Below are 13,046 nucleotides of genomic sequence, written 5' to 3'. Positions count from 1 at the left end.
ATCCGCGATGAACGTGCCGGGCACGCATCGCGCGTCGCCGCTCGCACGGCAGGCGTTTGCCGCCTATGCGGCGCTGATCGTCTATGCGTCGCTGTATCCGTTCGAAGGCTGGGTGTCGCTCGGCATCGGCCCGTTCGATTACCTGTTCGCGCCGATGCAGCGCTACGTGACCGTGTTCGACGTGGTCACGAACGTGCTCGGTTATCTGCCGTTCGGCGCGCTCGGCGTGCTCGCGCTGCACCCGCGCTGGCGCGGTGTGGCCGCGACGCTGATCGCGGGCGGGCTCGGCGTGCTGCTGTCGGGGACGATGGAAGCGCTGCAGACCTACCTGCCGACGCGCGTCGCGTCGAATCTCGACCTCGGCGCCAATGCGCTCGGCGCGCTGCTGGGCGCGGCGCTGGCCGCGCCGGCCACCGGCGCGCTGCTGGACCGCGGCGCGCTGCGCCGGCTGCGTTTCGCGTGGCTGGAGGCCGACGGTTCGACGCCGCTGCTGCTCGCCGCGCTGTGGCCGTTCGCGATCGTGTTTCCGTCGCCGTTCCTGTTCGGCATCGGCGACTGGCCGGCCGCGCTGTGGGAGCGCGCCGACGCGTCGATGCAGGACGCGCTGCTCGCCTGGCTGCCGGCCGCGTGGCACGTCAGCGAATGGCCCGAGCGGGTCGACGGCTGGCTGTCCGATTCCGCGTGGGAAGCGGTGCTCGGCGGGCTGATGCTGTTCGCCGCGCTGGCGATCGCGTCGCTCGCGATGCGCCCGCGTGCGCCGCGCATCCGGCTGCTGATCGCGCTGGTGGTCGCCACGCTCGTGCTGAAGGCGGCCGCGACGTTCATGCAGTCGGCCACCGGCCTCGTCGTCGTGTGGGCGACGCCCGGCGCGCGGCTCGGCATCGAGCTCGGTTTCGCGGCGGCGCTCGTCGCGTTGCGCGTGCCGGCGACGTGGCGCGCGCTGCTCGCCGCGCTCGCGCTGCTGGCCGGCGTCGCGCTCGTGAACCTGCTGCCGGTCAACCCGTTCTTCGACTTCACGCTGTCGGGGTGGCGGCAGGGCCGCTACGTGCACTTCAACAGCATCGCGCGCTGGCTCGCATGGATCTGGCCCTACGCGGCGCTGATCTGGCTCGGCCAGCGGGTCGAGCACGCGTGGCTGCCGGCCGTGCTGCGCCGCTGACACGGCAGCCCGGGCCGCACGGCGGCGGCCGTGGCGCGGGCAGCCGCGTGCGCCGCTCGCTATAATCGTCCGCATCCTCCGTTGCCCGTTCGTGCAGCGGCAATCCATCGCCCCTCTTTGCGCACGGCCTCGTGCCGGCCCGCTCGTCACCATCATGGATTCCTACTACCAGCACCACGTCTTCTTCTGCCTGAACCAGCGCGATCCGGGCGCCGAGCGCCCGAGCTGCGCGCAATGCAATGCGCAGACCATGCAGGAATACGCGAAAAAGCGCGTGAAGGAACTCGGTCTCGCGGGGCCCGGCAAGGTTCGCATCAACAAGGCCGGCTGCCTCGACCGCTGCGAGGAAGGGCCGGTGATGGTCGTGTATCCGGAAGGCACGTGGTACACGTACGTCGACCAGGCCGACATCGACGAGATCGTCGAATCGCACCTGCGCGACGGCAAGGTCGTCGACCGCCTGAAGATCTGAGCGGGCCGGCCGAATGAACGTTCATACGCAGAAATCGCTGATTGCGGGCCCGATCGGCCAGATCGAAATCGCGGTCGACCTGCCCGACGCCGTGCGCGAAGGCGGCGCCGTGCCGCGCGGCATCGCGCTTGTCGCGCATCCGCACCCGCTGTTCGGCGGCACGATGGACAACAAGGTCGCGCAGACCCTCGCGCGCACGCTCGTGCAACTGAACTACGTCGTCTACCGGTCGAACTTCCGTGGGGTCGGCGCGACCGAAGGCGTGCACGACAACGGCACGGGCGAGGCCGACGACCTGCTCGCGGTGCTCGCGCACATGCGCGCGCAGCCCGCGTACGCGGACCTGCCGCTCGTGCTCGCGGGCTTCTCGTTCGGCACCTTCGTGCTGTCGCACGTCGCGAAGCGCCTGCGCGACGCGGGCGAGACGATCGAGCGGATGGTGTTCGTCGGCACGGCCGCGAGCCGCTGGCAGGTGGCCGACGTGCCCGAGAACACGCTCGTGATCCACGGCGAAACCGACGACACGGTGCCGATCGCGTCGGTGTACGACTGGGCGCGGCCGCAGGAGCTGCCGGTCGTCGTGATCCCCGGCGCCGAGCATTTCCTCCATCGCAAGCTGCACGTGCTGAAGCGCATCATCGTCGACGCGTGGCGTTAGCCTGCTTGCGGGCGCCGGCGTAAGCGCCGGCGGCCCGTACCGCGCACCGGCGCCCGGCCGGACGATGCGCGACCCTTCCCGAAGCTTCATGCGACATCGCGCCGCCTGCCGCCGGCGGCGCAACCCGGCTTGCACGCCGCCTGCGGCCGCCTTTCACGCGGCTTCGAGCACGCGCGCCCGCCGCATTCCCGTGCCATGCTCTCGCAACGGGTAGTCGGGCGTTCGCGGCCGGGTTCGCAAAAGCGCCGTGCGCGGCCACGTATAATGGCCGCTTTCGCGTTGCCCGCGGCCCGGCTGGGCCCATGCGGCGCTCGTTTCGCCGCCTGTCCGCCCGCTCGCGACGGCCGCGAACCGAACGCGCCCGCACGAGTCCAACCGGCGCGTTTCGCGTCGCCCGACGGTGTCGGGCGAGTGCCCGAGATGCCCGCCGCCTTGCCGTTCAACCCTGCGCGTTTCGCACCGCACTTTCTGCCATCAGCCTGAATCGATCATGCGTCTGTCTTCCCAAGGCCTCAAGTCCCTCGCTTCCTCCATCGCCTTCAGCACGGCCGCGCGCAACGTCGCGCTCGGCGTGATGCTGCCCGTCGCGCTCGCATCGACGATCGTCGTCGCCGAGGCGAAGCCGGCCGCCAAGGCCAAGGCCGCGCATGCGGCGCCGGCCGCCGAGCAGTCCACCGGCGCGCCCGCGACCTACATGCCGGGCGCGGTGCCGCCGCCGGGCGTGAACGCACGCTCGTGGGTGCTCGTCGACGCGACCAGCAACACGGTGCTCGCATCGGGCAATGCGGACGAACGCGTCGAGCCGGCGTCGCTGACGAAGCTGATGACGGCCTACCTCGTGTTCGAGGCGCTCGACAAGAAGAAGATCTCGATGGAGCAGATCGTCACGCCGAGCGACGCGGTGCGCCGCGTCGGCCGCGACGAGTCGCGCATGTTCATCGAGGCGAACAAGCCGGTGTCCGTGCACGACCTCGTGTACGGGATGATCATCCAGTCGGGCAACGACGCCGCGATCGCGCTGGCCGAACTGGTCGGCGGCAGCGAAGGGCAGTTCGTCACGCTGATGAACGACGAGGCGGCGCGCCTCGGCATGAAGGGCACGCACTTCGCCGACGTGAACGGCATGCCCGACCCGAACCACTACACGACGGCCGGCGACCTCGCGAAGCTGTCGGCCCACCTGATCCGCGATTTTCCGCAGTACTACGGCATCTTCTCGGAGAAGGAATTCAAGTACAACAACATCCGCCAGGGCAACCGCAACCGGCTGCTGTGGCTGGATCCGACCGTCGACGGCCTGAAGACGGGCCACACGCAGGCGGCCGGTTACTGCCTGATCGCATCGGCGAAGCGCGCGATCCCGGGCGTCGACGGCCAGCGCCGCCTGGTGTCGGTGATGATGGGCGAGCCGAAGGAAGGCGACCGTACGCAGGACAGCATGAAGATGCTGAACTACGGCTACAGCGCGTTCGATTCGGTGCGCCTGTTCAAGGGCGGCCAGGCGATCTCGACGCCGCGCGTCTACAAGGGCAAGGACAACACCGTGCAGGTCGGCGTGACGGCCGACCAGTGGGCGACCGTGCCGCGCGGTCTCGGCGACAAGGTCAAGACCGAGGTCGACGTCAACGCGCCGCTGATCGCGCCGCTCGCGCAAGGCCAGCAGGTCGGCACCGTGAAGATCGTCGCCGATGGCAAGACGCTGTCCGAATTCCCGGTCGTCGCGCTGCAGGCGGTGCCGGAAGCGGGTATCTTCGGACGTATCTGGGACTCGATCCTGCTGATGTTCAGCAAGAAGAAGTAAGCACGACGAGCCTTTGTTTTCACGACTTCATCCCCATCTGTCACAGCCATGAGCCAAGCCGAATTCGAATCGATCGTCTACCTCAGCGTCTCGGCGCAGGAGGAACTGGTACCGCTGTCCGAAGCCCGTGTGCCGGTGCTCGACCGCGGGTTCATCTTCGGCGACGGCGTGTATGAAGTCGTCCCCGTCTATGCGCACGACGGCGCGCACGTGCCGTTCCGGATCGAACAGCATCTGGAGCGGCTCGCGCGCAGCCTGAAGAAGATCGGCATCGACGATCCGCACGACGCGGCCGGCTGGCGCGCGCTGATCGAGCGGGTGGTCGCGGCGAACGCCGAGGGCCTCGGCGACGGCAACGCGCTCGTCTACCTGCAGGTGACGCGCGGCGTCGCGAAGCGCGGCCACGCGTTCCCGGCGAACGCGGTGCCGACGGTGTTCGCGATGACGAGCCCGCTGCGGCTGCCGTCGGAAGCGGAGCGCGCGAAGGGCGTGCGCTGCGTGACGGCCGAGGATCGCCGCTGGCTGCATTGCGACATCAAGTCGATCTCGCTGCTCGGCAACGTGTTGATGGCGCAGCATGCGGCCGAACGCGACGCGTTCGAGACGATCCAGCTGCGCGACGACAACGTGACCGAAGGCTCGTCGTCGAACGTGTGGATCGTGAAGAACGGCGAGCTGTTCGCGCCGCCGCGCAGCAACAAGATCCTCGAAGGGATCCGCTACGCGCTGGTCGAGCAACTGGCCGAAGAGTGCGGAATCCGGTTCGTCGCGCGCGAGATCAGCGAGGTCGAGCTGCGCTCGGCCGACGAGATCATGCTGACGTCGGCCACCAAGGAAATCCTGCCTGTTACGTCGCTCGACGATCTGCCCGTGCAGGGCGGCAAGCCGGGCCCGGTGTTCGCGGCGCTGTATGACGCGTACCAGCGTGCGAAGGCACGCGAGTTTGAAGAGTTTGACCTAACCCGGAGAAAATGATGAGCGAACCGACCAAAACCGTCGAGGTCACCGGCGCGATCGAGACCCGGAAGGAGTCGCTGCTGGAGTTTCCGTGCGATTTCCCGATCAAGATCATGGGCAAGGCGCACCCCGAATTCAAGGACACGATCTTCAAGGTCGTCGCCGTTCACGACAACGAGATCGACGTCGAGAAAATCGAGGAGCGCGCATCGAGCGGCGGCAATTACACGGGCCTCACGATCACCGTGCGCGCGACGAGCCAGGAACAGCTCGACAACATCTACCGCGCGCTGACCGGCCATCCGATGGTCAAGGTCGTTCTTTAAGCGCCCATTCGGCGCGGGGTCAGCGCAAACGGCCGCTGATCCCTTTCCATCCTCCCTCCAGCGCGCACTCGGCGGGGCATTTCCCCGCCGCGCGCCGCGCGTCCAGCTCGTCGCACAGCCGCTTGTATTCGGCGACTTCCTCGAACAGCCAGGTCCTGAACGCCTGCACGCGCGGCGTGTTCAAGAGCGGCGGCGGACACACGAAAAAGTAGTGCCACGGGCTTGGCCCGTCGATGTCGAACAGGCGCACGATGCGCCCGTCGAGCAGGTCGTGCACCGCGAGCGAGCGGCGCACCAGCGCGATGCCCTGGCCTTCGATCGCGGCCAGCAGCAGGTTCGACGAATCCTGGTACAGAATCCCCCGTTTCGGCTCGGTCAGCGTATCGAGCCCGGCCGCGTCGAACCACGGCCGCCACAGCTCGTCGTCCGAGCGCAGCAGCGGGTAGTGCGCGAGATCGGCGGGCGTCTGCGGCAGCTTGCCGCCGTTCAGCGTCGGCGCGCACGCCGGAAAGAACACCTCCTCGAACAGCGGCTCCACGTGCAGCCCCGGATAGCTGCCGAAGCCGAAGCGGATCGCGAGATCGACGTCGTCGCGCGCGAAGTCGGTGAGCGAGTTGGTCGACTGCAGCTCGACGTCGATTTCAGGGTGGCGCTCGATGAACGTGCCGATGCGCGGCGTGATGAAGCGCGCGGCGAACGACGACAGCATCGAGACCACCAGCCGCCGGTCGCGGTCGCTCGCGCGCACGTCGCGTGTCGCGTCGGCGATCGCCATCAGCGCGGTGCGGATCTGCTGCGCGTAGCGCATGCCGGCGTCGGTCAGGCACAGCCGCTTGCCGTTGCGCGTGAACAGCTGCACGCCGAGCTCTTCCTCGAGCGCGCGCACCTGGTGGCTGACCGCGCCGTGCGTGACGAACAGCTCGTCGGCGGCGCGCGAGAAGTTCTCGTGGCGGGCGGCGGCTTCGAACGCGCGAATCGCGTTCAGCGGCGGCAGCTGGCGGAGGTCCATTTGCTAATTTTCCTCACATCGACGTGAAAATTGGTCGTTTGGTCGGACACCTTCAAGTGACTAGGATTGTAGTCATCGAAGCACTTATTGGCGGAGTCGATCATGCAAGAAATCTCTTCAAGCATCACCTTCGAAATTCCCGCGGGCGAGACCGTGCCGATGAAGGTGCAACGCAGCACGCGGCTGGTCGTCCAGTGCGGGCCGGTGTGGGCGACGCGCAGCAACGACGTCGACGACTACTTCCTGGCCGACGGCGAGACGCTGAAGCTGCGCCGCGGCGAGCGGCTGTGGCTCAGCGCGGAAGGTCGCGAGGGCGCACGCGTCGCGTTCTCGGTGTCGCGGCCGCCGCGGGAAGTCGCGCTCGGCGGGCTGTCCCGGCTGCGCGAACGCGTGAGCGCGCTGCTGCACGACGGCTGGCGCACCGTCTGACCATCGTTTCATCCGACGGATATCGGCGATCCGTCCCCCCATCCAAGGCCGGCGAGACCCACGGGTTTTCGGTAAACTACCGCCCATGTCCGTTTCGCCGGTTTCCATCGTGTCCACGCCTGTCGCTGTTTCCGCATCGCCCGCCGGAGTCCCGGATCAGCCGGCCCAGCCGGTCACCGTGCGGTGGCGGGGCCGCGAGGCGTACGAGGCGAGCTTCGACGCGATGCGCGCATTCACCGACACGCGCACGGCCGATACCGGCGACGAGATCTGGGTGGTCGAGCATCCGCCCGTCTATACGCTCGGCCAGGCCGGCGACCCGGCGCACCTGCTGGTGGCCGACAGCGGCGTGCCGCTCGTGAAGGTCGACCGCGGCGGACAGATCACCTATCACGGCCCCGGCCAGATCGTCGTCTACCTGTTGCTGGACCTGCGCCGGCGCAAGCTGATGGTGCGCACGCTCGTGACGAAGATCGAGGCGGCCGTGATCGAAACCCTCGCGGCGTATAATCTCGCTTCGGTCCGCAAGGCGGGCGCGCCCGGTATCTACGTGGCATCCGGCGTGCACGAAGGCGCGAAAATCGCGGCCCTCGGCCTGAAGATCCGCAACGGCTGCAGTTATCACGGGCTGAGCCTGAACGTGAAGATGGATCTGCGCCCGTTTCTCGCGATCAACCCGTGCGGCTATGCCGGACTCGAAACCGTCGACATGGCGAGCCTCGAGGTTGCCGCCGACTGGAACGACGTCGCCCACACGCTGGTGAGCCGTCTGATCGCCAACCTCGACGGCGCATCCGCGGCCGCCGACAAGCCGCACGCACTGGAACAATCGAATGACTGACGTTACCGCTTCTCCCGCACCGGCCGATACGGCCGCGACCCCGGCCTACGATCCGACCGCCAAGCAGAAGGCGCAGGCGAAGACGGCACGCATCCCGATCAAGGTCATTCCGATCGAAAAGCTGAAGAAGCCCGAGTGGATCCGCGTGAAGGCGGCCACCGGCAGTTCGCGTTTCAACGAGATCAAGACGATCCTGCGCGAGCACAACCTGCACACCGTGTGCGAGGAAGCGAGCTGCCCGAACATCGGCGAATGCTTCGGCAAGGGCACCGCGACGTTCATGATCATGGGCGACAAGTGCACGCGCCGCTGCCCGTTCTGCGACGTCGGCCACGGCCGTCCCGATCCGCTCGACGCCGATGAACCGAAGAACCTCGCGCGCACGATCGCCGCGCTCAAGCTCAAGTACGTGGTGATCACGAGCGTCGACCGCGACGACCTGCGCGACGGCGGCGCCGCTCACTTCGTCGAGTGCATCCGCGAAACGCGTGCGCAGTCGCCGGACACGCGCATCGAGATCCTGACGCCGGACTTCCGCGGCCGTCTCGACCGTGCGATCTCGATCCTGAACGCCGCGCCGCCCGACGTGATGAACCATAACCTCGAAACGGTGCCGCGCCTGTACAAGGAAGCACGCCCGGGTTCGGACTACGCGCACTCGCTGAAGCTCTTGAAGGACTTCAAGGCGCTGCATCCGGACGTCGCGACGAAGTCGGGCCTGATGGTCGGCCTCGGCGAGACCGAAGAGGAAATCCTGCAGGTGATGCGCGACCTGCGCGCGCACGACGTCGACATGCTGACGATCGGCCAGTACCTGCAGCCGTCCGAGCACCACCTGCCGGTGCGGGCGTACGTACATCCGGATACGTTCAAGATGTACGAGGAAGAGGCGTACAAAATGGGCTTCACGCACGCGGCCGTCGGCGCGATGGTGCGCTCGAGCTATCACGCCGACCTGCAGGCGCACGGGGCAGGGGTGGTTTGATTGCTCGCTGACGCTCCGCGCATAAAAAGACCCGCTTCGCGGGTTTTTTTATGCATTTCTTTGGCTCGCTATCGTGACGCAGCGAAGCATCGGCTTCTAGCGCAGCACAATTTCGTCAGCGTTCCCGGGATCGCGATCGCGTGGCTGTTCGATCTGGCAATGCGGTGGGTCGAGCGGCGGGTCGTGCCGGGGAAGGAGCGGGGGTAGGCCGTACGGGCTGCACGGACGCGGGCTGGCGCCCGTATCGAGAAAGCAAGGGGGCCGGGTTCGTATCGATCGAACCTCGGCCCCTGTCGTTTAACGGTCTAACGCGAAGGGTGTCGCCGTGGCGAGTTAAAAGCGATAGCCAGCGCCGGCGCCCACCGCGACCGTGCCGCGAGTATTGGTCGACCCGGACGCCTTGATCACCCAGCGCCCGTTGCGGGTGGCGGTCGACAGGCCGAACGCGACGGCCGATTGCCCGCTGTAGGTGCCGCCGGCGACCGCGACCATGCTTTCACCCGCCAGCGACGCCTGCGGCAGGTTCGCGATCGCGACCGCCGACGCGATCCCGCCGCTTGCATCGCGTCGATAGTGATCCATGTCGGATCGCACGCTGCCGATGCGGTCGTTCAGTTGCTGCACGTTCACGGCATCGGTCGGCGCGGTGCCGGCCGCCACGTTGGTGATCTGCCGCTCCTGCCCCGGCGCGCCGACGGACACCGTGTTGTCGCGATCGGCGACCGAATTGTTGCCGAGTGCAAGCGAATTCTGCCCCGACGCGGTCGCGTTGTTGCCGATCGCGAGACTGCCGTTACCGGATGCGGTCGAGTCCTGGCCGAGCGCCATCGAGTTCGAGCCGGTCGCACCGGAGCCGTCGCCCAGCTGCGCCAACTGGTTGCCGTGCTCGTCGCTCGGCGGCCGGGGAGTCGGGTCGACCCGCTCGATGTTCTTGATGCGTGTGTCGAGCGATTCCAGCCGCGTGTCGAATTGCTGCTGCATCGAGAAGAGCTGCCCGCCGTTGACGGCCTGCATGCTGCTCGCCGCGATCGCGCCTGCCTTGACGTTGTCGAGCAAGGTGCCGCCGACGCCGCCGAGCGTTGCGCGATCCAGCGTCAGGTCGTCGTACACGATCGCGCCGAGCGCCTTGCCGTTCGGATCGATCAGCCCGGTCGCCTTGAGCTGCGCGACCGTCACGGCATCGGTGTCGCCGGTGCCGTTCGACAGGCCGGTCAGCGTGCGCGTGCCGTCCGTGCCGGCGACGCTGACCGACGTGCCGCCCTTGTCGGCGCCGATCGAGATCGCGAGATTCGACGGATCCTGCCGGACGAGGCCGGTCGTGCCGTTGTCGAGCCGCGTGCCGAGATCGGTGACGTCGTTGCGGATCGACGTCACGTTGTTTTCGACGGTGGTGACACGGCCGTCGATTGTCGTGACGCGTCCGTCGAGTTGGGTCAGCGCACCGCCGACGTTGTTGAACGATTGTCCGTCGACCGTGTAGGTCGGGCCGCGCACGGTTCCGTCGGCGTTGACGGCCGCATCGCCGCCGAGCGCGGCGACGACGGGCTTCAGCTGCGACAGGTTGGTTGCGTCGGTGTCGCGGGTGCCGGCGCGAAGATTCACGAGCTGGCGCTCGCTGCCCGTATCGCCGATCGATACGGTGTTCGTGCGGTCGGCGACGCTACCCTGGCCGAGCGCGACCGCGCCGTTGGCGGTGACCTGCGAATCCGCGCCGAGCGCGACGCCGCGGACCGCCTGGACGCTCGATGAGGAGCCGAATGCGCTTGAGCGGTCGCCCACGACGGACGACGACACGCCGAACGCGCTCGAGCGGTCGCCCCGGACATGCGCCCCTTCGCCGATGGCAATGGTCGAGCGTCCGTTCGCCTCGGCTTTCGCGCCGATCGCGATCGCCGAGTAATCCCCGCCGGTCTCGCCATTCGCCTTTGCACCCGTTCCGATTGCGATCGAGCCGGCACCGGACGCGGTGGGCGTGCCACCCGTGCCGTCGTTGACCACCAGATTGTCCAGGATCAGGTCGGCGGCATGGCCGTAGCACGGCGCGAGCGCGACGAGGGCGAACGCGAGCGCCGACAGGCGGACGGAGGGCGCGGGTTGCCGCTTGGGTGCCGCATGCGAGCGGACGCGCGCGGTTCGGGAGGGTGAGGCGAAGGTACGTGACATTTAATCGCAGTCCTGATCGATACGATGTATGACGCAGCGGGCTGACGCATACGTGGCTTGGTCGAAAGGCGCGGGGCGAGGTGTTGTTGCTCGTGAGCGGCAAACCGCGATCACGTAGCCCCGACGTGAGCGAGCGACTATACGGACGGACGCGGGCGCCGTCGATCAGACCGGTACGAAATTGATTTAGCGTGGATAGGCCACGCTACGGTTGCGCGATGGCGGGGCGGCGTGAATGCCGGGATGGGGGATCGGAGCGCTCACGCAACGCGCGGCCACGGACGGCGCGCGAACGGAGAGACGACAGGAAGGCGGTGCGCGCCGATTCGCGCACACCGCCACGGAGGGACGTCGTTCGCCCTCATTCCCCCATCGCCACGCCTTCGCGCCGCGGGTCCGCCCCGCCGAACCACACCGTCTGCCCTTGCACGTTCAGCCGCTGGATCCCCTGCAGCCCCGAGTTCATCTCGACGATCCGCACGTCGTGCCCGCGGCCCTTCAGCCCATCGACGAGCGCATCCGACACACGTCCGCGTTCGAGCTGCGTCGGCCCGTTCATCGACCCGAAGTTCGGCAGCGCGATCGCCTGCTGCATCGTCATCCCCCAGTCGAGCACGCCGACCAGCGTCTTCGCGACGTGGTTGATGATCGCCGGGCCGCCGGCCGAGCCGACGATCATCGTCACCTGCTTCGTCTTCTGGTCGAACACGAGTTCCGGCGACATCGCCGAGCGCGGCCGCTTGCCCGGCTGCACGCGGTTCGCGACCGGCCGGCCGTTGTCGTTCGACACGAACGAGAAATCGGTGAGCTGGTTGTTCAGCATGAAGCCGCGCACCATCAGCCGCGAGCCGAACGCATCCTCGATGCTGGTCGTCATCGAGAGCGCCTGCCCGTAGCGATCGACGATCGCGATGTCGGAGGTCGACGGCCATTCGGGGCTGCGATCGTCGGCCAGTGCGAGCGTCGCGCCCTGCGGCGTGCCGGCCTGCGCGACGCCCATGCTGGCGTCGCCGATCAGCCGCGCGCGCTGCGCGAGATAGGTCTTGTCGGTGAGGCTCGCCCAGTTGCCGCCCGGCAACGGCACGAAATCGGGATCGGCCACGTAGCGTGCGCGATCCGCGTACGCGAGGCGCCCGGCTTCGCTGAACAGGTGCGCGGCGAACGGCGTCGGCTCGTAGCCAACCTCGTTGCGCACCGGCTTCTGCGCGCCGATCTGCTGCCAGTCGGGCATCGCTTCGAGGATGCCGAGCATCTGCGCGATCGCGAGGCCGCCCGACGACGGCGGCGGCATCCCGCACACGACCGAGCGCCGGTAGTCGGCGCACAGCGGCGCGCGCACCTTCGCCTTGTAGCGCGCGAGATCCTGCAGCGACAGCAGTCCCGGGTTGGTCGGGTGCTTGCGCACCTTCGTCACGATGTCGCGCGCGATCGCGCCGCTGTAGAACGCGTTCGCGCCGCGGTCGGCGACCTGGCACAGCACCGTCGCGAGCGCCGGGTTCTTCAGCACCGTGCCGGCGGCTTTCGGCGTGCCGTCGGCGTTGTAGAAGTACGCGCGGGCGGCCGGGTCGTTGCTCAGGTACTTGTCGTTCGCGATCAGCATCGCCAGGCGCGGGCTGATCGTGAAGCCGCGCTCGGCGAGCCGGATGGCCGGCTGGAATAGCCGGCGCCACGGCAGCTTGCCGTGCGCGCGGTGCGCGGCCTCGAGCATGCGCAGCACGCCCGGCGTGCCGACCGAGCGGCCGCCGACGACGCCTTCGTAGAAGCCCATCGGCTGGCCGGTCGGCCCGTAGAAGAGGCGCTCGGTCGCGGCGGCCGGCGCGGTCTCGCGGCCGTCGTACGCCTGCGTCGTCTTGCCGTCGAAGTACAGCATGAACGCGCCGCCGCCGATGCCCGACGATTGCGGCTCGACGAGCGTGAGCACCATCTGCGTCGCGATGGCCGCGTCGATCGCGGTGCCGCCGGCCTTCAGCATGTCGTAGCCGGCTTGCGTCGCGAGCGGGTTCGCGGCCGCGATCATGAAGTGCTGCGAGGTCCAGCCCGGCTTGTCGGTCCAGCCGGACGACAGTTCGGGCGCGTGAACGCCCGGCAGCGGGACGGCCGCGCCCGATGCGGCGGCGACCGGGACGACGGCGCCCGACGGCGAGGACGGGGACGTGCAGCCGCCATTGAACGCGACGAACGCGACGGCGGCGAGCAGCGTCCAGAGACGCGAATGCGGACGAATCCGGTCGAACATGGAACCCTCG

12 protein-coding genes are annotated in these 13,046 nt (G+C 68.3%); 9 read left to right on the top strand and 3 right to left on the bottom strand.

Annotated elements, in window-relative coordinates; all coding sequences use genetic code 11:
• The first annotated feature begins 7 nt into the window (after window positions 1–7).
• The 6 genes from AC3IFE_RS04815 to AC3IFE_RS04790 all read left to right on the top strand — a co-directional run bounded on the left by AC3IFE_RS04815 (window position 8) and on the right by AC3IFE_RS04790 (window position 5,373).
• The gene (locus AC3IFE_RS04815; RefSeq protein WP_489189753.1) at window positions 8–1,159 is read left to right on the top strand and encodes a VanZ family protein; all 1,152 of its coding nucleotides are present in this window, start codon (window positions 8–10) and stop codon (window positions 1,157–1,159) included.
• Window positions 1,160–1,313: 154 nt separating this feature from the next.
• Window positions 1,314–1,631: a (2Fe-2S) ferredoxin domain-containing protein gene (locus AC3IFE_RS04810; RefSeq protein ID WP_027785549.1), complete on the top strand. Its 318-nt coding sequence runs from the start codon at window positions 1,314–1,316 to the stop codon at window positions 1,629–1,631.
• 13 nt (window positions 1,632–1,644) lie between these two features.
• Entirely contained in the window at window positions 1,645–2,289 is a 645-nt protein-coding gene (locus tag AC3IFE_RS04805) for an alpha/beta hydrolase (protein WP_489189752.1), read from the top strand.
• Between the two features lie 490 nt (window positions 2,290–2,779).
• The gene (locus AC3IFE_RS04800) at window positions 2,780–4,090 is read left to right on the top strand and encodes a D-alanyl-D-alanine carboxypeptidase family protein (RefSeq protein ID WP_089468552.1); all 1,311 of its coding nucleotides are present in this window, start codon (window positions 2,780–2,782) and stop codon (window positions 4,088–4,090) included.
• Between the two features lie 48 nt (window positions 4,091–4,138).
• Window positions 4,139–5,065, top strand: a complete 927-nt coding sequence (locus tag AC3IFE_RS04795; protein ID WP_489189751.1) for a D-amino acid aminotransferase — start codon at window positions 4,139–4,141, stop codon at window positions 5,063–5,065.
• Entirely contained in the window at window positions 5,065–5,373 is a 309-nt protein-coding gene (locus AC3IFE_RS04790) for an HP0495 family protein (protein ID WP_011546305.1), read from the top strand. Before AC3IFE_RS04795 ends, AC3IFE_RS04790 begins: the two co-directional genes overlap by 1 nt.
• Before the next feature lie 19 nt (window positions 5,374–5,392).
• On the opposite strand, the gene AC3IFE_RS04785 is transcribed toward AC3IFE_RS04790, so the two are convergent.
• Entirely contained in the window at window positions 5,393–6,382 is a 990-nt protein-coding gene (locus AC3IFE_RS04785) for a transcriptional regulator GcvA (RefSeq protein ID WP_089468550.1), read from the bottom strand.
• A gap of 102 nt (window positions 6,383–6,484) precedes the next feature.
• Here AC3IFE_RS04785 and AC3IFE_RS04780 point away from each other — a divergent pair, with 102 nt between their 5' ends.
• The 3 genes from AC3IFE_RS04780 to lipA all read left to right on the top strand — a co-directional run bounded on the left by AC3IFE_RS04780 (window position 6,485) and on the right by lipA (window position 8,637).
• Complete coding sequence (locus AC3IFE_RS04780; RefSeq protein WP_089468797.1) at window positions 6,485–6,811, top strand: DUF2917 domain-containing protein; 327 nt, start codon at window positions 6,485–6,487, stop codon at window positions 6,809–6,811.
• 85 nt (window positions 6,812–6,896) lie between these two features.
• The gene (gene lipB / locus AC3IFE_RS04775) at window positions 6,897–7,652 is read left to right on the top strand and encodes a lipoyl(octanoyl) transferase LipB (protein ID WP_301739921.1); all 756 of its coding nucleotides are present in this window, start codon (window positions 6,897–6,899) and stop codon (window positions 7,650–7,652) included.
• Window positions 7,645–8,637 (top strand): lipoyl synthase, encoded by a 993-nt coding sequence (gene lipA / locus AC3IFE_RS04770; RefSeq protein WP_006477693.1) that lies wholly within the window; start codon window positions 7,645–7,647, stop codon window positions 8,635–8,637. Before lipB ends, lipA begins: the two co-directional genes overlap by 8 nt.
• 333 nt (window positions 8,638–8,970) lie before the next feature.
• On the opposite strand, the gene AC3IFE_RS04765 is transcribed toward lipA, so the two are convergent.
• Both AC3IFE_RS04765 and ggt read right to left on the bottom strand, forming a co-directional pair.
• A complete protein-coding gene (locus tag AC3IFE_RS04765) occupies window positions 8,971–10,800 on the bottom strand; it encodes a YadA family autotransporter adhesin (RefSeq protein WP_489189750.1) in 1,830 nt (609 codons plus the stop codon).
• 361 nt (window positions 10,801–11,161) lie between these two features.
• On the bottom strand, window positions 11,162–13,036 hold the full coding sequence (gene ggt / locus AC3IFE_RS04760) for a gamma-glutamyltransferase (protein ID WP_489189749.1): 1,875 nt from the start codon (window positions 13,034–13,036) through the stop codon (window positions 11,162–11,164).
• Between the last annotated feature and the right edge of the window lie 10 nt (window positions 13,037–13,046).

It is taken from the genome of Burkholderia sp. APQ4-4ca, from assembly GCF_057837105.1.
This window is presented reverse-complemented; position numbering and strand designations above follow the sequence as displayed.

What these genes read in the sequence shown, in the direction of transcription:
- AC3IFE_RS04815 (WP_489189753.1), top strand. Translation starts at nt 8, where the DNA reads ATGAACGTGCCGGGCACGCATCGCGCGTCGCCGCTCGCACGGCAGGCG.
- AC3IFE_RS04810 (WP_027785549.1), top strand. Translation starts at nt 1,314, where the DNA reads ATGGATTCCTACTACCAGCACCACGTCTTCTTCTGCCTGAACCAGCGC.
- AC3IFE_RS04805 (WP_489189752.1), top strand. Translation starts at nt 1,645, where the DNA reads ATGAACGTTCATACGCAGAAATCGCTGATTGCGGGCCCGATCGGCCAG.
- AC3IFE_RS04800 (WP_089468552.1), top strand. Translation starts at nt 2,780, where the DNA reads ATGCGTCTGTCTTCCCAAGGCCTCAAGTCCCTCGCTTCCTCCATCGCC.
- AC3IFE_RS04795 (WP_489189751.1), top strand. Translation starts at nt 4,139, where the DNA reads ATGAGCCAAGCCGAATTCGAATCGATCGTCTACCTCAGCGTCTCGGCG.
- AC3IFE_RS04790 (WP_011546305.1), top strand. Translation starts at nt 5,065, where the DNA reads ATGAGCGAACCGACCAAAACCGTCGAGGTCACCGGCGCGATCGAGACC.
- AC3IFE_RS04785 (WP_089468550.1), bottom strand. Translation starts at nt 6,382, where the DNA reads ATGGACCTCCGCCAGCTGCCGCCGCTGAACGCGATTCGCGCGTTCGAA.
- AC3IFE_RS04780 (WP_089468797.1), top strand. Translation starts at nt 6,485, where the DNA reads ATGCAAGAAATCTCTTCAAGCATCACCTTCGAAATTCCCGCGGGCGAG.
- lipB (WP_301739921.1), top strand. Translation starts at nt 6,897, where the DNA reads ATGTCCGTTTCGCCGGTTTCCATCGTGTCCACGCCTGTCGCTGTTTCC.
- lipA (WP_006477693.1), top strand. Translation starts at nt 7,645, where the DNA reads ATGACTGACGTTACCGCTTCTCCCGCACCGGCCGATACGGCCGCGACC.
- AC3IFE_RS04765 (WP_489189750.1), bottom strand. Translation starts at nt 10,800, where the DNA reads ATGTCACGTACCTTCGCCTCACCCTCCCGAACCGCGCGCGTCCGCTCG.
- ggt (WP_489189749.1), bottom strand. Translation starts at nt 13,036, where the DNA reads ATGTTCGACCGGATTCGTCCGCATTCGCGTCTCTGGACGCTGCTCGCC.